This is a genomic window from Paraburkholderia sp. Cpub6 (assembly GCF_014201065.1).
Taxonomy (GTDB): domain Bacteria; phylum Pseudomonadota; class Gammaproteobacteria; order Burkholderiales; family Burkholderiaceae; genus Paraburkholderia; species Paraburkholderia tuberum.
The window spans coordinates 82,621-103,066 of the sequence record NZ_JACHDM010000025.1 but is presented as its reverse complement, the minus strand read 5'-3'; the positions used below and the strand labels follow the sequence as shown (position 1 = coordinate 103,066).

At 62.0% G+C, this 20,446-nt stretch carries 17 protein-coding genes and 5 pseudogenes; 17 read left to right on the top strand and 5 right to left on the bottom strand.

The genetic code is table 11. The features are described from left to right. The 5 genes and pseudogenes from HDG33_RS29885 to HDG33_RS29865 all read left to right on the top strand — a co-directional run. Positions 1-434, top strand: a pseudogene (locus HDG33_RS29885) (IS3 family transposase); the annotation flags it as partial. A 213-nt stretch (positions 435-647) separates the two neighbouring features. Continuing rightward, positions 648-1,697 carry an IS110 family transposase gene (locus HDG33_RS29880; protein ID WP_184037803.1) on the top strand — a complete coding sequence of 350 codons (1,050 nt, stop codon included), beginning with the start codon at positions 648-650 and terminating at the stop codon, positions 1,695-1,697. A gap of 12 nt (positions 1,698-1,709) precedes the next feature. Beyond that, positions 1,710-1,916, top strand: a pseudogene (locus tag HDG33_RS29875) (IS3 family transposase); the annotation flags it as partial. Positions 1,917-1,990: 74 nt separating this feature from the next. Beyond that, entirely contained in the window at positions 1,991-2,230 is a 240-nt protein-coding gene (locus tag HDG33_RS29870) for a hypothetical protein (RefSeq protein ID WP_184037800.1), read from the top strand. A 376-nt stretch (positions 2,231-2,606) separates the two neighbouring features. Further along, positions 2,607-2,882: pseudogene (locus tag HDG33_RS29865) on the top strand (HU family DNA-binding protein); the annotation flags it as partial. Positions 2,883-3,195: 313 nt separating this feature from the next. Here the strand turns inward: HDG33_RS29865 and HDG33_RS29860 are convergent. Beyond that, positions 3,196-3,465 carry a hypothetical protein gene (locus HDG33_RS29860; RefSeq protein ID WP_184037794.1) on the bottom strand — a complete coding sequence of 90 codons (270 nt, stop codon included), beginning with the start codon at positions 3,463-3,465 and terminating at the stop codon, positions 3,196-3,198. Positions 3,466-3,793: 328 nt separating this feature from the next. Then, complete coding sequence (locus HDG33_RS38465; RefSeq protein ID WP_409259094.1) at positions 3,794-3,886, bottom strand: hypothetical protein; 93 nt, start codon at positions 3,884-3,886, stop codon at positions 3,794-3,796. A gap of 338 nt (positions 3,887-4,224) precedes the next feature. Between HDG33_RS38465 and HDG33_RS29850 the strand changes: the two are divergent. From HDG33_RS29850 to HDG33_RS29820, 7 genes and pseudogenes are all read left to right on the top strand, one after another. Further along, positions 4,225-4,320, top strand: a pseudogene (locus HDG33_RS29850) (electron transfer flavoprotein subunit beta/FixA family protein); the annotation flags it as partial. Between the two features lie 362 nt (positions 4,321-4,682). Next, complete coding sequence (locus tag HDG33_RS29845; RefSeq protein WP_184037791.1) at positions 4,683-7,010, top strand: DUF3141 domain-containing protein; 2,328 nt, start codon at positions 4,683-4,685, stop codon at positions 7,008-7,010. Continuing rightward, positions 6,997-7,980: a phosphate acetyltransferase gene (locus HDG33_RS29840; RefSeq protein ID WP_311548397.1), complete on the top strand. Its 984-nt coding sequence runs from the start codon at positions 6,997-6,999 to the stop codon at positions 7,978-7,980. Before HDG33_RS29845 ends, HDG33_RS29840 begins: the two co-directional genes overlap by 14 nt. Before the next feature lie 4 nt (positions 7,981-7,984). Next, positions 7,985-9,163, top strand: a complete 1,179-nt coding sequence (locus HDG33_RS29835) for an acetate/propionate family kinase (protein WP_184037788.1) — start codon at positions 7,985-7,987, stop codon at positions 9,161-9,163. A gap of 12 nt (positions 9,164-9,175) precedes the next feature. Beyond that, complete coding sequence (gene fabI, locus HDG33_RS29830; protein WP_184037785.1) at positions 9,176-9,967, top strand: enoyl-ACP reductase FabI; 792 nt, start codon at positions 9,176-9,178, stop codon at positions 9,965-9,967. Between the two features lie 23 nt (positions 9,968-9,990). Beyond that, positions 9,991-10,245, top strand: coding sequence for an RNA-binding protein (locus tag HDG33_RS29825; protein WP_184037782.1), 255 nt, complete (start codon positions 9,991-9,993; stop codon positions 10,243-10,245). Positions 10,246-10,262: 17 nt separating this feature from the next. Further along, positions 10,263-11,291 carry a hypothetical protein gene (locus HDG33_RS29820; protein WP_184037779.1) on the top strand — a complete coding sequence of 343 codons (1,029 nt, stop codon included), beginning with the start codon at positions 10,263-10,265 and terminating at the stop codon, positions 11,289-11,291. Positions 11,292-11,368: 77 nt separating this feature from the next. Here the strand turns inward: HDG33_RS29820 and HDG33_RS29815 are convergent, their stop codons facing one another. Both HDG33_RS29815 and HDG33_RS29810 read right to left on the bottom strand, forming a co-directional pair. Further along, entirely contained in the window at positions 11,369-12,133 is a 765-nt protein-coding gene (locus tag HDG33_RS29815) for an ABC transporter ATP-binding protein (protein WP_184037776.1), read from the bottom strand. A 4-nt stretch (positions 12,134-12,137) separates the two neighbouring features. Further along, the gene (locus tag HDG33_RS29810) at positions 12,138-13,286 is read right to left on the bottom strand and encodes an ABC transporter permease (RefSeq protein ID WP_184037773.1); all 1,149 of its coding nucleotides are present in this window, start codon (positions 13,284-13,286) and stop codon (positions 12,138-12,140) included. Positions 13,287-14,114: 828 nt separating this feature from the next. Here HDG33_RS29810 and HDG33_RS29805 point away from each other — a divergent pair. Both HDG33_RS29805 and HDG33_RS29800 read left to right on the top strand, forming a co-directional pair. Then, on the top strand, positions 14,115-15,086 hold the full coding sequence (locus HDG33_RS29805; RefSeq protein WP_184037770.1) for an MlaD family protein: 972 nt from the start codon (positions 14,115-14,117) through the stop codon (positions 15,084-15,086). Then, the gene (locus tag HDG33_RS29800) at positions 15,083-15,721 is read left to right on the top strand and encodes a membrane integrity-associated transporter subunit PqiC (RefSeq protein WP_221311585.1); all 639 of its coding nucleotides are present in this window, start codon (positions 15,083-15,085) and stop codon (positions 15,719-15,721) included. Before HDG33_RS29805 ends, HDG33_RS29800 begins: the two co-directional genes overlap by 4 nt. A 39-nt stretch (positions 15,722-15,760) precedes the next feature. On the opposite strand, the pseudogene HDG33_RS29795 reads toward HDG33_RS29800, so the two are convergent. Next, positions 15,761-16,092: pseudogene (locus HDG33_RS29795) on the bottom strand (IS6 family transposase); the annotation flags it as partial. A gap of 438 nt (positions 16,093-16,530) precedes the next feature. Between HDG33_RS29795 and ppk2 the strand changes: the two are divergent. The 3 genes from ppk2 to HDG33_RS29780 all read left to right on the top strand — a co-directional run bounded on the left by ppk2 (position 16,531) and on the right by HDG33_RS29780 (position 20,340). Continuing rightward, the gene (gene ppk2, locus HDG33_RS29790; RefSeq protein ID WP_184037767.1) at positions 16,531-17,352 is read left to right on the top strand and encodes a polyphosphate kinase 2; all 822 of its coding nucleotides are present in this window, start codon (positions 16,531-16,533) and stop codon (positions 17,350-17,352) included. Positions 17,353-17,601: 249 nt separating this feature from the next. Then, complete coding sequence (locus tag HDG33_RS29785) at positions 17,602-18,396, top strand: NAD(P)-binding protein (protein ID WP_184037764.1); 795 nt, start codon at positions 17,602-17,604, stop codon at positions 18,394-18,396. Positions 18,397-18,618: 222 nt separating this feature from the next. Further along, a complete protein-coding gene (locus tag HDG33_RS29780) occupies positions 18,619-20,340 on the top strand; it encodes a SulP family inorganic anion transporter (protein ID WP_184037762.1) in 1,722 nt (573 codons plus the stop codon). The last annotated feature ends 106 nt before the right edge of the window (positions 20,341-20,446 follow it).

Below are 20,446 nucleotides of genomic sequence, written 5' to 3'. Positions count from 1 at the left end.
AGGAGCGGGTTCGCAAGCTGATGGCGCAGCATGGCATCCGTGCCCGACACAAGCGCAAGTACATTGCGACGACGAACTCGAATCACAACCTGCCGGTGGCGCCGAACTTGTTGGAGCGTAACTTCACATCAACAGCGCCGAACCAGGTCTGGACGAGCGACATCACGTACTGTGCGACGGCTGAAGGCTGGGTTTATCTGGCGGTCATCATCGACCTGTTCAGCAGGCAGGTGGTGGGCTGGTCGATGCAGCCACACATGAAAGCGGAACTGGTCACGGATGCGCTGCGTATGGCGTGGTTCCGGCGTCGTCCAGAGGCTGGCGTCATCGTGCATAGCGACCGGGGTAGCCAGTATTGCAGCGGGCTGTTCCAGGACACGCTGAAGGCCTACGGCATGCGCTCGTCGATGAGTCGGCGCGGCGACTGCTGGGACACTCAGTCTAAGATCGCTTCTGAATGTCGGACCGATCTGACCCGTGCTGGGATTGGCCAAGATGCCTTTGCGTTGACCTGTCGATCGGATTCCGGCGTTCCCCGAGCGTTGCCGGGCTCACCGTCTGTGACCTAATAGGAGCTTTGTACTGCACCGTGAGTGTCCTGTCCTGCGAGTGGGGTTGGCGATGCGCCCACTACAACGGATATATGCATGGAACAAAACGAAGTGATTCTGGGCGTTGACACGCATCTGGATACGCATGTCGGGGCTGTGATCAGCGACACAGGCAGGCTTCTCGGTACGCTATCAGTAGGGACCGACACGGCAGGATATCTCGATCTGCTGACATGGGCGAATTCATTCGGCCCTTTGCGCCGCGCCGGAGTTGAAGGGACCGGTACCTACGGAGCGGGATTGGCCCGCGTGCTGCGCGATCACGAGATCGAAGTACTCGAAGTCAATCGCCCCGACCGGGCGACACGTCGGTCTCGAGGGAAGTCCGATCCCACCGATGCAGAAAATGCAGCCCGCGCGGTTCTCTCCGGAAAAGCAACTGCTATTCCCAAGGAGCAGTCCGGCGCTGCCGAAGCAATGCGCGCCGTCTCCGTTGCCAGACGCAGCGCTGTAAAAGCGAAAACGCAGGCCATCAATCAGTTGCGGGCTTTGCTGGTCAGCGCGCCACAGGAAATTCGCGAGCGCCTTCTGAAAACGAAGACCGCAGAATGCGTTGAGAATTGTGCTCGTGTCCGCTCGTTGGTCAAAACTCCAATGCTGAAAACGCTGACCGCGACGCTGCGACTGCTGGCAAAGCGCTGGCTGACGCTGGCAGAAGAACTCAAGGCGCTCGATGCAATGCTTGAAAGCTTAACCCGCCAGCACGCCCCACGCCTACGTGAAAGATTCGGTGTCGGGCCTCAAACCGCTGCAGTATTGGTTGCCGTCGCTGGCGACAACCCCGAGCGGCTGAAAAGTGAGGCTGCGCTCGCGGCGCTCTGTGGCACAAGTCCGTTGCAGGCGTCATCCGGCAAGACAGTCCGGCACCGCTTGAACAGGGGCGGTGACCGGTCTGCAAACAATGCCCTATGGACCATTGCTATGGTTCGGATGCGCAGCGATCCGCGTACCCGGGCCTACGTTGATCGCCGGACAAAGGAAGGCATGTCGAACAAGGAAATCCACCGCTGCCTGAAGCGCTATATCGTCCGGGAGCTGTACCCGCTCATCCTGGCAGATCTGGCCGATTCGACGCGTGTCGCTTGACATAGGAGCGTCAATGCACCGACCGAAAGCCTGTGGGGTTCGTTGAAAGTTGCACGCCTGCATGGCCGGCACTTCGCGACCCGGCGTGCGGCAATGGATGAAATCGTCGACTGGCTTGGCTTTTATAATTCTCGCCGGCTACACTCGACGCTCGACTACGTCAGCCCCATGACGTTCGAGAAAAACTGGCTCGCCGCTCAACAGGGACGAGCCGCGTAAATCTCTCAGCTATGGGATTCGCGAAACAGGGGCAACGTCACCTTACTCCGCCCGACGCCGGGGTGAGACCGCGCGTGGATCACCATTTCTCCGTCGACGATTGGCATGGTGGCGAAGGGCGGCGGGGCGGAAATGGTTCACGGCAAGTCGCTCCCACGTCGCGCACGATCGTGGGCGAAAGTGGCAAGGCGGCCGTCGTCGTCGCGGTGTGCGCCCGGCCTCACGACGTGCGCTGTTTCATCCACGAGCTGTTTGCCGAAGTTCGTGACGCGCTGGCGTGCCCGGCGACGTCAGCTGCCCGGTTGATGGCCTGACTGCGGCAGAACGGCTAGCTTTGGGATTTGCTGCGAATGGCAGGTCACCGTAAGGGATCACCCAATCGCTGCTGCATGGTTTGTCGCGAAATGCAGTCAGCAAACGGCGGCCCGCACCAGTGTTCGATCGAAGACGCCCGGCTCCAGGCATTAAATGCAATGGATCTGATAGCAGTTATCGCCATTGACATGATGCGGCCCTGATAATTCGGGAGAACTTTCAAACGCGACTGAGGCGGCTGTCGCGAGCGCGGAAGCCTTCGCGCTCGGACGTCACGCGGCGAGGGGCGTGGCGCGGCTCCGGCTACCGGTGGTGCGTAACAGCGCGCCGATGGGGTAGGGTGGCGCGATCTCCAGCCACAACGAGGAACGACTCATGAACAAGCAGGAACTGGTGGACGCCGTCGCCGCAGCAACGGGTGACAGCAAGGCGGTAATCGCAGAGACGATCGACGCGTTCATTGGCACCGTGACGGCGGCGATCACGAAAGGCGATACCGTCCAACTGATCGATTTTGGCTCGTTTTCAACGGGGGCGCGCGCCGCACGCGTGGGCCGCAATCCGGCAACCGGCGCCGAAATCCGGATCCCTGCCGCGAAGACCGTCAGGTTCACGGCCGGCAAGGCGTTCGGGGAGGCGGTGAACGCAGCCTTACCGCGGGAACAGATGACCTCGCATCGCGGGAGGCGAAATTACGACTGGCCGCCCGTCTGCACGAACGTCCTTGTCGGGAGCCCGAAACGTGCGTTGAGGTAGGCGGCTGGGACCAAGACCCGGACCGGCCCCGTCTGGCCCGTTAGCCCGATCGTGGGGCACGGGTGGCCGCTGCAGATCCGGGCCGGTGGCCGGACTGGAGGCTTTGCGGGCTGCTTCTGTTCCTGCCTGCATACCCTCAGGATTCGGTTTGCAATGAACGGGACTGGATTATTTTCCCTGTCGCCGATTTTCGATTGCTACGGTATCGCTACGGCTTTCGCGCCGGCACGCTGCCGGGGGCGCCACGATCGTCTGGCTGTGGCTGGGACCCTTTACGGTCTGCCCCACGGTCCTGACGCGCACTGTCGTCGCTCGAAGCGTTGTTCTTCTTCGGCGCGGCATCTGACGCCATACGATTTAAGGTTTGCAACTGCAGCAGCTTCAAAAGCCTGTCGTTTGGCTCCGCCTTGCCCGTATCCGCCACGCAGCATGCGCATATCAAGCCAAACATCAGCGTCGATCTGGTGATGATGGTCATCAGCGTCTCCCTCCGCGAGGGGAATCATCTGGTGCGTTTCGCGTCACGCTATCGGATCCCCAGCGCATGTTTTCGGGTGGCTTCGACAGCGCCCGCAGAAGATGCGAATTCGAGAGGCTTCCAGGCCCGTTTCGACGGACAAGATCTTTCGGGACGCAACAATTGATGATGTCGCGACAGCCTGTCCTTTGTGCTGCCGGTGTTCCGCGTTCAACCCGAGATCCCGGTTCGCTGCGGCGTAGCTCCTGAGCCTGTCGGTGGATCAGCATACGCGGCACGCCCGTGCTTCCTGAGCAGCTTACGCATCAGGCGCCTGGCTGCATGCCTGTCACGCCGGCTTTGCGCCAATACGTCTAGCACCGCCGCCATGCTGGTCCACGGCGCGCCATAGCCAGTGCTTCCTGCCGTTGATGGTGACCACCACTTCGTCGAGGTGCCACTTCTCGCATCAGGCCAACGCAGTAGACCGGATGCGTCGGGCAATGCCCAGCCCGAACTTCACCGACCAGCGTCGCACCGTTTCGTACGTGAGTTCAATGCCGCGCGCAGCCCGCAACTCCTCGACCATGCGCAGGCTCAGCGGAAATCGGTAGTACAGCCATACCGCGTAGCTCTGATCACGTCGGGCGGAAATCGGTAGCCGGCAGAACAAATGGCGTCGGTCGCAGGTGTGTTGTATTGCAGGGCGGCAGGGCGGCTCGTGTCATGCCCGAGATTGTCTCCGCATTTGCCGCAACATGCCAACAACGTGACGCCCATGAGCCGGCCGAGGAACTGCAGCCGTCGGCAGTGGCGAAGCTGCTCAAGGCGCTGGTCGACAAGGAACAGCCGCAACCGGGCATTCTCGGCAAGCGCTGCGCATTGAATTTATCGGACTTGCCTTTCGCGATGGCTGCGACCGCAAGTCACAGAAATTCGTCTTCCCGGAACCGCGCAACGACCCCCGCTTGAGCCTATAGCGCTTCTTCTGTCCGTCGCAGTCAGCGTTCATCGCAGTTTCCCCGTCGGTATCGCTTGATCACCGCCCAGCGTTGGGGCTGGTGAGGAAGCGATGCGTGTGTCTAAAGTTAATTTGATCTAAGTCACAACACGGGAATGCAGTACGGGCAAGCTGCACGTGCATGCGGTTTCGGTGCGCGCACGCACGGCCGGGCCCGCGTGCAGACGTCGGGGCGGCGGGCGCGGCCTCAATCAATGTCGCAGTGGAGGATGGTGTCATGGATACAGCCACACAATTGGCGCGCAGTCAGGAAATTGCCGGGAATATCGCGGACGTGCTGCAAAAGCGCACGCAGAACGCGCTGGAGCAATATGGGCAACGGTTGCGCGCTGCCGTGGACGGCGACGCCAGCCACGACTACAACCTGTTCGCCGCGCAACTCAATCCCCTGAGCGCATGGCATTACGTCGTCGACGTCGCGCAGCGTTCGCTCCTGCTCTGGGATACGTTGCGCGAGCGCGGCACGCAATACGTCGAACGCACTGCGCAGGAGCTCAAGCCCGCGCTCCATTTCGACTATGACGTCGTGCTCGACGGCAGGCATTTCGCGCGCCCCGTTAATTACGCGCTGCTGTACATCAAGCCGCCCGAGGGTGTGATCGTCGACGCGAAAAAACGGCCTTATCTGATCATCGATCCGCGCGCCGGTCACGGCCCCGGCATCGGCGGCTTCAAGGACGATTCGCAGGTCGGCGTTGCGCTGCGCGCCGGCCATCCCGTGTACTTCGTCGTGTTCTTCCAGAATCCCGAACCCGGCCAGACGTTGCTCGACGTATGCGCCGCTGAGCAAGAGTTCGTCAGGAAGGTGCGTGCGCTACATCCCGACAGCCCGAAGCCGGCCATTATCGGCAACTGTCAGGGTGGCTGGGCTGCAATGATGCTCGCGAGCTCGTCGGCGCACGACACTGGACCCGTCGTTATCAACGGCGCGCCCATGTCGTACTGGAGCGGCGCGTGGAGCGAAGGCGCAGGCGACAATCCGATGCGGTATGCGGGCGGGATACTGGGAGGCACGTGGCTTGCCTCGTTTTCGTCCGATCTCGGCAACGGGAAATTCGATGGCGCGTATCTCGTGCAGAACTTCGAGTACCTGAATCCGGCCAACACATTGTGGGACAAGTACTACCGCGTCTACGACAACATCGACACGGAGCCGCCGCGGTTTCTCGAGTTCGAGCGCTGGTGGGGTGGCTACTACCTGATGAACCGCGAAGAGATCGAGTGGATCACGCGCAACCTGTTCATCGGTAACAAGCTCTGGTCGGGCGAAGTGCGCGGCGTGTCGGGCAAGGCGTTGGACCTGCGGGACATCCGCTCGCCGATCATCCTGTTCGCCTCGATGGGCGACAACATTACGCCGCCGCAGCAGGCGTTCAACTGGGTGGCCGACCTCTACGGCAGCACCGAGGAAATCAAGGCGCGCGGCCAGGTCATCATCGGACTGATGGACGAGGAGGCCGGACATCTTGGCGTGTTCGTGTCGGGCAAGGTGGCGAAGAAGCAGCATGCGCAGATAGTCAACGTGCTCGAGACAATCGAGACGCTCGCGCCGGGGCTCTACGCGATGGTGATCGATGAGGCGAAGGGCGCCGACGGGAAGGTCGCCTACGAAGTGACATTCGTTGAACATCGTCTCGAGGAGATCGCACAGCATTTCAACCGCTTCAAGCGCGAGGACGAAAAGCCCTTCGAGGCCGTAGCCGAGCTTTCCGAATTCAACCAGCGTGCTTATGAATTGTTCGTGCAGCCCTACGTGCAGTGGACGTCGAACGAGACCACTGCGCGCTTCTTGCGCGAATTTCATCCGCTACGCTACCAGCGCTGGGCCTTTTCGGACCTGAATCCATGGCTTGCCTGGCTGCGCCCGGCGGCCAACGCGGTCAAAGCCAACCGGCAGCATGCCGATGATATCGAGCCGTGGCGCAAGCTCGAACATCGCGGCGCGGAGATCATCAGCGCCTCGCTCGACCACTACAGGGCGATGCGCGATGCCAGCGCCGAGTCGCTGTTCTTCAGCCTCTACACCAGCCCCTTCCTGCTCCATTTCGCGGACCGGTATGGCGATCGCGAGGCAGCCGCATTTACGATTACTAACCCGCGCGAATTGCCTTTCGTGAAGGAGGCGCTGGCGTCGATCGGGCAGGGCGGCTACGACGAAGCGGTCGCGCGCGCGGCTTTCCTGCTTGGGCGCAGCGGGGAGCCATTGCCGCTCGCCCGGCTTGCGACGCAGCATGAACTGGTCGAAGCCTACGCCAAGTATCTACCCAGCTTGCCACCCGACCAGTGGCGGCGCATTCGCGGCGAACAGGAGCTCATCGCGACTTACGAGCCGCAGCAGGCCATCGCGACGCTTCCGGCGCTGCTCGCCAAACCGGAAGACCGCAAGCGGCTGTTGACGTTGCTGGACAGACTGCTGGCCGACGCGCGCGTGCAAAGCGTGCCGCCGACCGCGCAGCAATGGGAAGCGTTGCAACGCATTCGCGCGGTGCTCGGTGCGCCGCCCGCGGCGCGTCCTGTCGCGGTGCTCGAGCGTGCGCCGTCGTGAACGTGCTCGTCTTTTCGTAAAGGGAATACCCATGGAAGCCAGACACGCGAAGTATCACGAGCTCATTGCCCATTGCCGGACGCTGGCGCCGATGCCCACGGTCGTTGTTCATCCATGCGACAGGAGCTCACTGGAAGGCGCCGTGGAGGCGGCGCAGACAGGCCTGATCGCACCGATCCTGGTCGGGCCGCGCGCCCGCATCGAATCGATTGCCGGGGAGTGCAACCTGTCGATCGGCGAGTATCCAATCGTCGATGCGCCGTTCAGTGAGGCTTCGGCGGCAGCGGCCGTGCAACTGGTGCGAGAGGGGAAAGCAGAGGCGCTGATGAAAGGCAGCCTTCACACCGAAGAGCTGATGGCGGCGGCTGTCCGGCGCGATGCCGGGCTGCGCACCGGCCGGCGCATCAGTCACTGCTTCGTCATGGACGTGCCTGCGCACGCAGACCCGCTGATCGTGACCGACGCCGCCGTGAATATCGCACCGACGTTGGAGGAGAAGGCCGACATCCTGCAGAACGCGATCGACCTCGCGCACGCGCTTCAGTTTCCGCAGGTGCGCGTGGCGATCCTTTCGGCGATGGAGACCGTCAATCCGAAAGTGCCTTCGACGATCGAAGCCGCCGCGCTGTGCAAGATGGTGGACCGGCGGCAGATCACGGGAGCGCTCGTGGACGGCCCGCTTGCACTCGATAATGCCATCGACCCCGAGGCTGCGCGCATCAAGCAGATCGATTCGCTGGTGGCCGGGCGGGCCAACGTCCTGATGGTGCCGGACCTCGAAGCGGGCAACATGCTCGCCAAGAGCCTGTCGTTCCTCGCGGGCGCGGACGCGGCCGGCATCGTGCTCGGCGCGCGCGTGCCCATCATCCTGACGAGCCGTGCCGATTCGCTCATTACCCGGCTCGCCTCATGCGCGGTGGCGGTGCTCGTCGCGCATGCGCGGCTCGAAGCCGCAAAGATCGTCGGGTGATGCCATGGCAGACGTGATTCTCGTATTGAATGCCGGCTCGTCGAGCATCAAGTTTTCCGCATTCGAAGAGCACGGCGACGCGCTCGAACTGGTCGTGCACGGGCAGTTCAACGGCCTCTACACGGCAAGCGCGCGGTTCGAAGCCGTCGACGCTCAAGGCGAGCACCATGCGAGGGAATGGAGCGACGGCGGCGAGCTGGATCATCGCGAAGGCCTTGCGCAAATCGGTGCGTTCCTGAGCGAGCACCGCGAAGGACACGAGCTTGTCGCAGTCGGCCATCGCGTCGTGCACGGCGGGCAGCGCTTCAGCGGGCCGGTGCGAGTCACGCCCGCGGTAGTGGACGAGCTGGCGAAGCTCACCCCGCTCGCGCCGCTGCATCAGCCGCACAACCTGACGCCCATACGCATCCTCGAAGAGATGCAACCAGACGTGCCGCAGGTGGCGTGCTTCGACACGGCTTTCCATCGCACGCAACCCGAGGTGGCCCAGGCGTTCGCGCTACCTGCGTCGATCACCAGCCGGGGCGTGCGCCGCTACGGCTTTCATGGGCTGTCCTACGAGTACATCGCGAGCGTGCTGCCCCACGTCGATCCGAAAGCGGCCAGCGGACGCACTGTCGTCGCGCATCTTGGCAATGGCGCGAGCATGTGTGCGCTTGTCGCCGGCAAGAGCGTAGGAAGCACGATGGGCTTTACCGCCGTGGACGGATTGCCGATGGGCACGCGCTGCGGCAGCCTGGACCCGGGCGTGGTGCTCTACCTGATGGAAGAACTCGGCATGGACGCGCGTGCCGTCGAGGATCTGATCTATCGCCACTCGGGGCTGCTCGGCGTGTCCGGTGTATCGAGCGACATGCGCGCACTGCTCGCGAGCGACGATCCTCACGCCCGTTTCGCCATCGAGCTTTATATCTACCGGATAACGCGCGAACTCGGCTCGCTTGTCGCGGCCATGGAAGGCATCGACGCGCTCGTTTTCACGGCGGGAATCGGCGAGCATGCGGCGGCGATCCGCGAGGGCGTGGTGCGGCACGCGGCGTGGCTCGGCGCGGAGCTCGACGCCGAAGCGAACGGCAAGGGCGGTCCCCTCATCACCACCGCGTCGAGCAGGATAGCGGCGTGGGTTATCCCGACCAATGAAGAGCTGATGATCGCGCGCCATACGCGTGCGGTCCTCGAATGAAGGAGAAATGCCATGCGGCCCGAAAGCACTGATCGATCACGTCCGGTACTTGCGGGCATGAAAGCGCTGGTCACCGGCATTGCCAACGAACACTCGATTGCATACGGTTGCGCGAAGGCGTTCCGCGAGCTTGGTGCAGATCTGGCCATCACCTACGCGACGGAAAAGACCAGGCCCTTTGTCGAGCCGTTGGCGAGCGAGCTTGAAGCAGAGCTGTTCCTGCCGCTCGACGTCGGCGACGCGGCACAGCTGCAAGCGGTATTCGAGCAGATCCGGCAGCGTTGGGGACGTCTCGACATCCTGCTGCACTCTATTGCATGGGCGCCGAAAGACGATCTGCAAGGCGGGCTGTTGCATTGCTCCGGGGAGGGTTTCGCGCGCGCGATGGACATTTCGTGTCATTCGTTCGTACGCATGGCGGCGCTTGCCGCGCCGCTGATGGACAAAGGCGGCACATTGCTCACGATGACCTATTACGGCGCGAACAAGGTCGTGCCGAACTATAGCGTGATGGGGCCGGTAAAGGCCGCGCTCGAAGCCTGTGCGCGCTATCTCGCTTACGAGCTTGGGCCGGAGGGCATTCGCGTGCATGCGATTTCGCCGGGTCCGCTCAAGACGCGGGCGGCTTCCGGCCTCAAGAACTTCGACCTGCTCCTCAACGAGGCGGCCGAGCGCGCGCCGCTCGGCGAGCTGGTCGACATCATGGACGTCGGCTACACCTGCGCGTTCCTCGCCACACCCTACGCGCGGCGAGTTTCGGGCGAAACGCTGTATGTCGACGGCGGCGTCAACATCATGGCCTGACATGGCTTCAGAAAGGAAACACCATGGCTGAACTTTTACTGGGTAATGTCGAAGAAACCGTGTCTGACGAGGAACTCGACGAGTTCCTGCAGAGATACGGATTCCCTCCGTTCGATTCGATTGAGCGCGTGCCCGCGGGAAGCGGGCAACCCATCGCGCTGCTCAGGTTCAGCGACCTCTCGTCTGAGGCGCTGAATCTGCTCCGTTCGAGGATTCACAACATGTTCTGGAAGGACCGCACGATCAGTGCGCAGATCCTGCCGGAAAGGGAAGGTTGAGCCGCAAGGAGGCGCCCATGAGCATTCTGGATAGGCTGTTTCATCGCGAGGGCACATCGGAGAAGAAGGCCCCGGGTTCCGCGCAGGTGAGTGATGCCATCGAGCGCATAGCAAGACTGAGTCCGCAGTTGCGGCTCGCGGAGCGCTATCAGGAGCGTCTCGCGGCTGCGGTCAGGACTTCGCTCGACTATGTCGGGGCATTGGTGGACGACATGCCGCCGGCACGCGAGGCGAGCGCATCCGCCTGGGCGACGGACCCATATATTCAGGCCTTTTTCGCAACGCCGGAAGAAGTGCCGCGTGCCTTAAGTCATTCAACTGAACTGCGTACGCATTTCGATGCCACCCCCTTGGCAAACGAGGCCTTCGCCGTGCTCAGCATGGCGATGACCGAACGGCGTACATTCGGCGTTGCGCAACATGGATCGGCGGCGTGCGCCGACGTGCAGCAAACCACCCTGAGCTTCAGCGATCACCGGGCACGCGTGTGCGCCAGCACGGAGCAGACGCTTCGAGCGGAGATCGTGGCCCGTGTAGTGGACCAGCTCGTGCTCGTGGGCCTCGAGCGAATAGGCGCGGAAGTGTCGCGCCGCGACGAGCTTGAGCAGGAGCGCGCGCTGCTCAAGACGCGCCTCGCGCTGCTGCAGCGGCAGGGCAGCGGGATGAGCGCCTTATTGGGCGCGGAGCCATTGTCCGGTCTCGTGGAGCTGGCGCGTCTGCAGGCGCAGATGGAAGAAAACGACGCGGAGCTGGCTCGTTTGGGACTCGCGACCGAGGCGATCGACCGCCGGCTGGAGACCATGGCTGATGTGCTCAATTCGCCCGCGGAACACCTGCATATACTCAAGAGGGAACTGCGGCTCGATCGCATGAACGTGATCGTGGAAAACGGGCACGCGCGGGAGGGCACAACGATCGAATTGAGGCTCGCGAGCGTGCCGGAAACAGCGGGTGCCATGCGGGCGTTTGTGCTGGTGCAATTTGCCCGCTCCGACCTGCTGCCTGCGCCGAGCATGGTCGATGAGCAGAGAAAGTTCTTGATCTAACGAGCCGCGAACGCTTTCGAGAGACCGGCCCGCGCTCGCGTAGCGTTTCCCAGTACAAAATGGATCGCTGCGCGGGGTCATATTCGTCCCCGCTCCATGAATGCGCGCACCGTTGGATGATCGCAGGTGTCGCGCAACGCCTGCGGCGAGCCATGTGCGAGGGCCGTCCCAGTCTCCGCATCCAAAAAGACGCCGTCATCGCAAATTCCGAACAGGCTCGGCAGTTCGTGGCTCACGATTACAACGGTGGCGCCGAGACCCTTGCTCAATTCCTGAATCAGTTCATCGAGCCGGTTGGACGTAATGGGATCAAGTCCTGCAGAGGGCTCGTCAAAAAACAGGATTTCGGGATCCAGCGCAAGAGCTCGTGCAAGTGCTGCGCGCTTTCGCATGCCGCCTGAAAGCTCAGCCGGCATGCTACCGGCGGCGGAAGCCAATCCCACGAAAGAGAGTTTAAGCTGAACGAGGACGGCGATTGCATCGGGAGCGAGGCTCGTGAACATTTGCAGCGGCAAAGCCACGTTCTCAGCCACGTTCATTGAACTCCATAGCGCGCCGCTCTGGAAGAGCACACCGAAACGGCGGCTAATCGCCGCTCGTCGCGCCTCGCCCGCAGCCCAGTAGTCTTCGCCGTCCACCACGATTGTTCCGGCCGCTGGTCGAAGCAAGCCGACCATCGCTTTCAGTACCGTGCTTTTGCCGCACCCGCTCCCTCCCATGATCGCGTAAATCGAGCCCTGACGGATCGAAAAGGTGAGCTCGCGTTGGATCACTCGCGTTCCAAACGCAACCGTAAGATTCTTCACTGCGAGACGTTCGGCAGCACTGCGAAGCGGCGCCATGGCATTAGATTCCAAGTGTATTGGTACACACCGCAAATACGGCATCGAGCGCTATCACCCCGACAATGCCGGCCACGACTGCGGCTGTCGCAGCATGTCCGACAGCCGCGGCACTGCGCCCGGCTCGTAAACCGATGTGACAGCCCGCCAGTGCAACGAGGGCGCCGAAGCTGATACTCTTGGCGAGGCCGATGGCAAACTGCGTGCCGGCGACAGCACCGCGAAGTTCCTCGACGAAGGTCGCCGACGTGATGTCCAGCGTCGCAACACTGACCACGCCGCCTCCGAGGAGCCCGACAGCGCAACCGTACAGGTAGAGCAACGGCATCATGGTGACGAGTGCGACAATTCGCGGTAGCACCAGGAAGTCGAAGACAGGAATTCCAAGCGCATTCAGTGCATCGATCTCCTCGTTGCCCTGCATGGTCGCAAGATGAGCCGCGAATGCTCCGCCGGTCCGTCCGGCCATCACGATCGCGGTCACGAGCGCCGCCATCTCTCGGACAACGGCGATGCCGACGAGATCGGCGACATAGATCCCGGCGCCAAAGCGCTGCAATTGCAAGGCGCCGACGAAGGCGATAATAGCGCCGACGAGGCCGTTGACAATTGCAACGATGCCGAGTGCTCCAGCCCCGGTTTCGCGCAGAAGCTGCAAGACATCTACGGCGCGGGTGCAAGTTCGGCCGCCGAAGGCCGCAGCGCCGCGTAGCGCGGCTTCGCCCACAAGCGCTGTTATTGCCACGGTATTCGACCATGCATCGAAGTACGCCCTGCCGATGCGCGTCCTCAAGGAAGGGAGAACAACCGCAGTGGTGGCGGCTTTCGCCACATCGGCGGATGCCAGCGCAAGCAATCGGCGAGCGGCATCCGGGAGGCCGGACTCATCGATCTGAACCGGGCGGGTCCGTCCCGTGCCAGCGCAATCGCGGAGCATCTTCAGAAACGCAATGAGAGCGCTATCCCATTGACCGAGACTGCTGGCGTCCACTTTCAGTTCAAGCCCTTGAACTTCATCGAGGATGTGGCGCACGTCGGCGGCGCTGCGAATGCCGCTCTCGCAGGCGATCCAGTCGCCGGTTAGGCATAGTACCGCTGCCCGTTCGTGGCTCTCGACACTCCAGCCTGGCGATAGCGAGTTGGAGGGAGGCATGATCGATTATTTCGTGCCCCGATAGTGAGCGACTGAGGAATATCGATCCTGACGCCTCATTAGTGGTTGCTCGCTTTCGCCAACTGGTTTCGACATTTTCACAATTAACCTTGCCCCGATGGCGCACTGCTGTTTCAGGAAGCCGCGGAACCGTCGGAGCGCGTTGCGCAGGCTCACAACGGAAGCTGCCTCGAGGCCAGCGCGGTCGTTGGAGACAGCAATCATTGCGAGCGTTCCTTTCAGATTCGCCGACCATTCGGCGTACCGATTCAATCGCACATGCACTTCATCGAGGGCCTTTTTTGACCTTGCGGATGTTCCCGCGGAGCGCATTACCTCGCGGCCTATCGTTCCTCATCGCGTCTGCGCGGCGGGCGTTCAGTGCAAGGACCAGATCGCTGACCGTGGAAACGCTGGTCCGCGAAGATCTCGTCGTACGCGCCCCGGAACAGTGCGGCGCCAGGAGATGAGAATGTCGTCAACGCTGCCTTGTGAAGAATTTTTGAGTCAAAGCTTGCCCGATGCTTTGACGTATATCAATGATGGCGCTTCGCCAAGTTCCATGATGGGAACAATGTGATAACGGTTTGGACCATGGAAGCCTGCAACGGGGCACCACACGGACCGCGCGAATGGGAAGCGAACCGCGGGAGCTAGGGGCGACGCTTAACTCTGGAGGTCCGTGAAGACTCTTCGCCGAAGCGATTCGCGATTCAGGGCGGACATCAGTAACGCAGGAGAATTACCGATGACGACAAAGTCGATCGTTATTGCCAGCACAGTTGATGAAGCGGGAAGCGTAGCTTCAGCAGACGCCTGGTTACAGCCATGAATTCTCGCCCAGCCATTGTCGGCGGCTTCATCCTCGGTGCGCTTGCTCTCGGTGTTGCCGGTATCCTGTTTTTTGGAGGTGGACGACTGTTCGCGACGAGCACGCGGGTCGTGGTGTTCTTTAGCGAATCAGTCGCGGGACTGGAGGTTGGCGCACCGGTTACGTATCGTGGCGTCCGGATTGGTTCGGTCAAGAGCATCGCTGTCCGATTCTCGCCCGACACCATGACCGCCCAGATCCCCGTGTACCTGGAATTCCAATCGAGGCAGCTGATTCTGGAAGGGAAGAATTTTGGCGCCACTCCTGCCGATTTCGAGCGCCTCGTCAAGGCCGGACTCCGCGCCCAACTGGCGCTCCAGAGCTTCGTCACGGGTCAACTACGCGTGGATCTCGACTTCCGGCCCGGCACGCCGGTGCAACTGACGGGCGTAGGCACCGACGTCCCCGAGATTCCGGCTGTTCCCTCCGACCTCAATCAGTTGCGCAATCAACTGGCAGGGTTGCCCCTGCGTGAGGTCGCCGCCGCGGCCCAACAGACTTTCATCTCGGTGGGGAGACTCTCGGATCACCTTGATGCAGCGCTGGACCCTCTAGCCAAGAGCGCGCTCCGTACCACGGCCGCCGCCACGCAGGCCTTTCAAACTGTGGACGACGCGGTGCGTCAGGTGAAGACTGATGCTTCCAGTGCACTGCATGACCTTGGTTCCTTGATTAACGATGCTCACGGTCAATTCGATGTGCGCAATGGCGAGCTGAGTCGCACGCTTGTGGCAACGGATCGAGTGGCGCGCCAGGCGGAGACGTTGCTCGACTCGCTAAATGGTCTCGTGGAGCCGGGCGCGCCCTTCCGCAGCGATCTGGAAGCGAGCACGCGCGATCTTGCCGTCAGCACCAGCCACCTACGCAACTTTTCGGAAACGGTCGACCGTAACCCTAACGCCCTTCTCATGGGCCGGACAAATCGATGAAGCAGGCTACCGCACTCATATGCGGAGGGCAGATGCTTCGGGCAGCGCTTCCCGCCTTCCTCGGTGCCGCAATCATCGAAATTGCAGCTTGCAGCATGGCTGGGCCACCGCCAGTCGAGTACGTGCTCGGTACCACGCCGGTGGCGACGGCGACCACCATACCTGAGACAGGATTGCCGGTCATCGAAGTGAAGCGCGTTCAGCTTCCTGACTATCTGGATACGACCGCCATTCTGGAGCGCAGTGGCAACCGGCTTATCCCGAGTTCCGCTAGCCGTTGGGGCGAACGGCTCTCGGTCGGTATGACGCGCACTCTGGCCGCTTCGCTTGCGGAGCGGTTACCCGGCATGGTCGTGACCGCGACGCCGCCGCTCGTGCGCCCGGCAAAGCAAGTGCTGGTCGATGTGGAAGTTTTTGAGCCGAGAGAGGGTCACCAAGTCGTTCTTGTCGCCCGCTGGACCCTCTTGGACGGGGCAAGCCGCCAAGTATTGCTCGCAGAGCGAGCTTCCCTGGTCGAAACAGTCGCCGGCTCCGGTGACAGCGTCGTCGTGGAAGCGATGTCACGCGCGCTTGACGATCTGGCTGATCAACTCGCCACCAGAATCGATGTAGATCGCCAGGTTCTGTCGCGTTAAGGCGATTTGGGCGAACGATACCGATATGATGAGGATTACCTATGTAGCCAGCGAGTAGAACTGCCGGGCGGCCGATGGCTTGAGTTTGCCTGCGTCTTTCATCTGCCCATTGGCGATCATATGCATGAGTTCAATGCAGATCAAGAAGATGCCAGCATAACGAAAAACCTTGAATTCCAAGATGGATCGGGTACGGCGCTTGATCGACCGATAGTCTTGTTCCACGACTTGGCCTGGCGAATCCTGATGGGCGTCTCACGCTCGGCGTTCACGGCGTGCAGCCCGGCCAGATTGGCACCGCTCTTGTCGATGGTTATGGTTTCGGGCGCGCCATTATGATCGATAGCCTTCTCGGCGTACCGTCGGCCCGCTGTCGCAGGCGTTACCTGGCGGCCGCTTGTTGCTGCATGGAACTCGGAAGTGCAAGGTTCAGTCGACCACGGTCACAATGTGTAGATCTAAGTATTGTGAATTGCTTGATTTGTATCAATCGATCAATCGGAGCATGTGACAGCCTGTAACTTAACGGGCGGAAGGCTGGAGAGAAAGCCTGAGTCCGCCAACTCGGTCGGCCGCGCGTCGGAAGCAGGCTGAATGCGCTGTCGATCACTTTCGAGGGCCGGGAAAGTCACTCGGCGAGCGTCATCAGAATCCGGCGCCGAGGCCGTCCCGATGCGGTTTTGCTACCTGCGGAGAATACCCCGGCGACGACGTCGCCGGCACCGGTCGCACGATCTGCACGCTCGAAGACGATGAGATTGCCAGGGGGGCGCCGATGCGCGGGACAGGCGAATTTTCAGGGAGAAGCAATGTCCGAAACTCCGAAGGAAATGAAGAAAGGCGACTCGAAGCCCATGGGCAAGCTTGGCAACAAGGCGTATTTGAAGGAACTGCGCCGGCTCCACGTCGAACTGGTCAAGATGCAGGAATGGGTCGTGCAGAGCGGCGCAAAGATTTGCATCGTATTCGAGGGGCGCGACGGCGCGGGCAAGGGTGGAATGATCAAGGCGATCACCGATCGCGTGAGCCCACGCATTTTCCGGGTCATCGCGTTGCCCGCGCCGACCGACCGCGAGAAGAGCCAGATGTACATGCAGCGCTATGTTCCGCACCTGCCGGCGGCCGGCGAGGTCGTGATCTTCGACCGTAGCTGGTACAACCGCGCGGGCGTCGAGCGCGTGATGGGGTTCTGCACGGACCGCCAGGTGCAGGAGTTCCTTTTTGCGACGCCGCTCGTCGAGCGAGCCGTCATAGACTCTGGAGTCATCCTCCTCAAATACTGGCTCGAAGTCAGCGCCGAAGAGCAGACGCGCAGGCTCGAAGCCCGGATTCACGATGAGCGCAAAATCTGGAAACTTTCGCCGATGGATCTCGAGTCCTATCGCCACTGGTACGACTATTCGCGGGCGCGCGACGATATGATCGGCATGACCGATACGGAGTTCTCGCCGTGGTATGTCGCACGGGCCGACAACAAGAAGCGAGCCCACCTCAACATCATCAGCCATCTGCTCAGCAAGGTGCCGTACGTGGCTGTGCCGCGGACGAAGGTATCGTTGCCTCAACGACAAAAGGCGGGGGCGTATCGCGAATCGGACCATCGTTTCAGGTATGTGCCCGAGAAATTCTGAGCAATGCCGCATTGCGTCCGGCAGGAAAGAGGATTGCGGAACGCTGGCTGAGAACGGCGCTGACGAACGCGGGTGCTCCTTCTTGTTCCTGCAACTTCGACGCGCGGGACCACAGTCCCCTTCTGCTAGCGTGCCCGAGTGACATGATGTAATCGGGAAAGCGTGACGGATGGAGAGCATGTTGTGCGAACGTGCTTCCCCCGAATGGTTCGCACTGCGGTTGAAGAACGGATTCGAGGAACGATCGAGATGTACCGGATCGAAGAACCGCGGCTTGGCGGGCTGCGTATCAACGAATGGCGGCGCCGCGCGCATCTGGCGGTTGGCCTGTTGCTTCTGGTGCTGCTGGGAACGGCGCTGGGCATTGGGCTGCTCGACCACTCGGATGCGCCTTTGAGCACGAAGATGTTCACGGCCTTGTGGGACGCGGTCAACCTTATCTCGACCTTGGGCGACTTCTCGGAGTTCAACGCGGACCAGAAGATATTCATGCTGGTCGCCATACTTGCAACGATGTTGGTTGCCGGCTACGCGTTGAGCCAGTTGACGGGGATGCTCTCGGGCGATGACGTGATGGTCTTCTGGGAGAACAGGGCCATGGAGCATAAGCTGGAAACGCTGAGCGCCCACGTCGCGGTCTGCCCGTTTGGCCCGGTCGGCCAGCTGGTCGCCGCCCGTCTTCGAGATGCGGGAGCGAGCGTGCTCGTGCTGGATACCGACGTAAAGCAGGCCGAAAAAGCATCCGGACTGGGATACATGGTCATCCTGGGCGATCTGAGCTCGTTCGACGATGTACTCGAGCGTGCCAGACTGGATACCGCCAGTGCGCTGTTTGTGACGGGCTCCGATCCGAACGGCAATCTGGAGATCACGCTGGTGGCGCACACGCTCAATCCCGGGCTCCGGATCGTGGTGTCAGGTGAGAACGATCTGCGCAGGATGTTGCTCGAGAAGGCGGGCGCGACGACGGTCATCGACGAGAACGACATCGTGGCGCGTGCCATGGTCGGGCAGATCGATACGCTGTGGACGCAACGGACATGAAGCCGGGTGCTCGACAGGCGCAATCCGCCGCTGGCCTGCCGTCCGTACCGGCGCGGTCGCACATCTGCGGCACCGTCTGGCCTCTCGGCTTCGGGGGTAGCGAACGTTCGCCGTGACGCTTTCGCTCCCTCTATCGACAACGGCATGGTCTCCTCCGGCACCGGATTCGCGCGCGCATATGGGGATCTGAGGATTTGATGGCAATGGGGAATCCGGGCGACTATGGGACACGATTCATCAACGCATTCCACTGGCGGCTTTCGCATTCCGGTGTTGGAGTGGGTCCGCGATTATCAGAAAGAGTGGATCAAGCCGGATATCGTTGCCGGTGTGACCGCTGCGGCGGTCGTTCTTCCGAAGGCCATGGCATACGCGACTGTCGCAGGACTGCCCGTGCAGGTCGGGCTGTATACGGCCTTCCTTCCGATGGTGATATACGCGTTCCTGGGGTCGTCGCGGCCGCTCAGCGTGAGCACCAGCGCAACGATTGCCATCCTCGCCGCAACGGCGCTCGCCCGGGTGGTTCCGGATGGAGGGACGACAGACTTGCTGAGAGCCTCTGCAACGCTGACGTTACTCGTAGGCGCCATCCTCACGCTCGCCGCGCTCCTGCGGTTGGGATTCGTTGCCAACTTCATTTCCGATCCTGTGCTGACGGGATTCAAGGCCGGTGTCGCGGTCGTCATCGTGCTGGATCAGTTGCCGAAGCTGCTCGGCATTCACTATCTCAAGGGGGCGTTTATCCACAACGTGTTGGCCATCGTCACGGGTATTCCACACGCGTCAGGCGCGACGCTCGCTGTGGGGGCCATTACCGTGGGCATTCTGGTGGGAATCGAGCATTTCTTTCCGCGGGCACCCGCTCCGCTGATCGCGGTGGGCTGCGGGATCGGCGCCGTGAGCCTGCTCGGCCTGCAGTCTCACGGGGTCGACATTGTCGGCCATGTGCCGACGGGCTTCCCTTCCGTCACCATGCCGGACCTTTCGCTTGTCGCGTCGCTTGGGCCAGTTGCCGCGGGCATTGCACTGATGAGCTTTACCGAGACTATCGCGTCCGGGCGGGCGTTCGCTGAGAGCGGGGAACCTAAGCCACGGGCGAATCGGGAGTTGCTGGCGATCGGCCTTGCCAACGTGGGAGGCGCGCTGCTGGGCTCCATGCCGGCGGGCGGAGGAACGACCCAGACGGCCGTGAACCGTCTCTCGGGCGCCCGCAGCCAGCTTGCCGAACTGGTCACGGCTGCCGTCACGCTGGGCACGATGCTGCTGCTTGCGCCCTTCATCGGACTGATGCCGCAGGCCACACTGGCAGCGGTTGTTATCGTCTATTCGATCGGCCTGATCAAGCCCTCGGAATTTCGCGCGATTGTCGCTGTGCGACGCACAGAGTTCGTGTGGGCGCTGGTTGCAGCCTCCGGCGTCGTGCTCTTCGGCACCCTGCCGGGCATCCTCGTCGCCATTGTCGTGTCGCTCCTGGCGCTTGCTCACCAGACGTCCAATCCACCGGTCCATGTGCTGCGCCGCAAGCTTGGCACGAACGTGTTCCGCCCTGTGTCCGCGGAGCACCCCGACGACGAGGCTTTTCCCGACCTCCTGTTGTTGAGGCCGGAAGGCCCCATTTTTTTTGCCAATGCCGAGCGCGTCGGCGAGAAGATTCGCACGCTGATCGAGCAAACCCATCCCCAGATCGTCGTGCTCCATCTGCGCGCCGTCATCGATCTCGAGTACACGGCGCTCAAAATGCTGACGGAAGCGGAAAAAGAGCTGCGCGACCGGGGCATAACGCTCTGGCTCGTGGGTCTCAACCCGGGCGTACTGACGATGGTGCAGCATTCACCGCTCGGCGCGACGCTTGGGCGCGAGCGGATGTTCTTCAATCTCGATCGGGCGGTCGCGGCATGGCAGACGCAGCAACCAACAGGGGCCGTGCGGGAAGCGCCGCAGTGAGTTCACCGACTGCCTGCGCACACGCCTACGCAGCGCGAAAAAGGCAGTCGTGATTTCGCCCGACCCAGTAGAGCGACCGCCGGTTCAACAGGCAGCGGACGAACCC

Excerpts from the sequence above, each read along its gene's own strand:
- fabI (WP_184037785.1), top strand. The coding sequence starts at position 9,176 with ATGCGGCCCGAAAGCACTGATCGATCACGTCCGGTACTTGCGGGCATG.
- HDG33_RS29810 (WP_184037773.1), bottom strand. The coding sequence starts at position 13,286 with ATGCCTCCCTCCAACTCGCTATCGCCAGGCTGGAGTGTCGAGAGCCAC.
- HDG33_RS29820 (WP_184037779.1), top strand. The coding sequence starts at position 10,263 with ATGAGCATTCTGGATAGGCTGTTTCATCGCGAGGGCACATCGGAGAAG.
- HDG33_RS29780 (WP_184037762.1), top strand. The coding sequence starts at position 18,619 with ATGGGACACGATTCATCAACGCATTCCACTGGCGGCTTTCGCATTCCG.
- HDG33_RS29860 (WP_184037794.1), bottom strand. The coding sequence starts at position 3,465 with ATGACCATCATCACCAGATCGACGCTGATGTTTGGCTTGATATGCGCA.
- HDG33_RS29845 (WP_184037791.1), top strand. The coding sequence starts at position 4,683 with ATGGATACAGCCACACAATTGGCGCGCAGTCAGGAAATTGCCGGGAAT.
- HDG33_RS29785 (WP_184037764.1), top strand. The coding sequence starts at position 17,602 with ATGTACCGGATCGAAGAACCGCGGCTTGGCGGGCTGCGTATCAACGAA.
- HDG33_RS29835 (WP_184037788.1), top strand. The coding sequence starts at position 7,985 with ATGGCAGACGTGATTCTCGTATTGAATGCCGGCTCGTCGAGCATCAAG.
- HDG33_RS29805 (WP_184037770.1), top strand. The coding sequence starts at position 14,115 with ATGAATTCTCGCCCAGCCATTGTCGGCGGCTTCATCCTCGGTGCGCTT.
- HDG33_RS29825 (WP_184037782.1), top strand. The coding sequence starts at position 9,991 with ATGGCTGAACTTTTACTGGGTAATGTCGAAGAAACCGTGTCTGACGAG.
- HDG33_RS29880 (WP_184037803.1), top strand. The coding sequence starts at position 648 with ATGGAACAAAACGAAGTGATTCTGGGCGTTGACACGCATCTGGATACG.
- HDG33_RS29815 (WP_184037776.1), bottom strand. The coding sequence starts at position 12,133 with ATGGCGCCGCTTCGCAGTGCTGCCGAACGTCTCGCAGTGAAGAATCTT.
- HDG33_RS29800 (WP_221311585.1), top strand. The coding sequence starts at position 15,083 with ATGAAGCAGGCTACCGCACTCATATGCGGAGGGCAGATGCTTCGGGCA.
- ppk2 (WP_184037767.1), top strand. The coding sequence starts at position 16,531 with ATGTCCGAAACTCCGAAGGAAATGAAGAAAGGCGACTCGAAGCCCATG.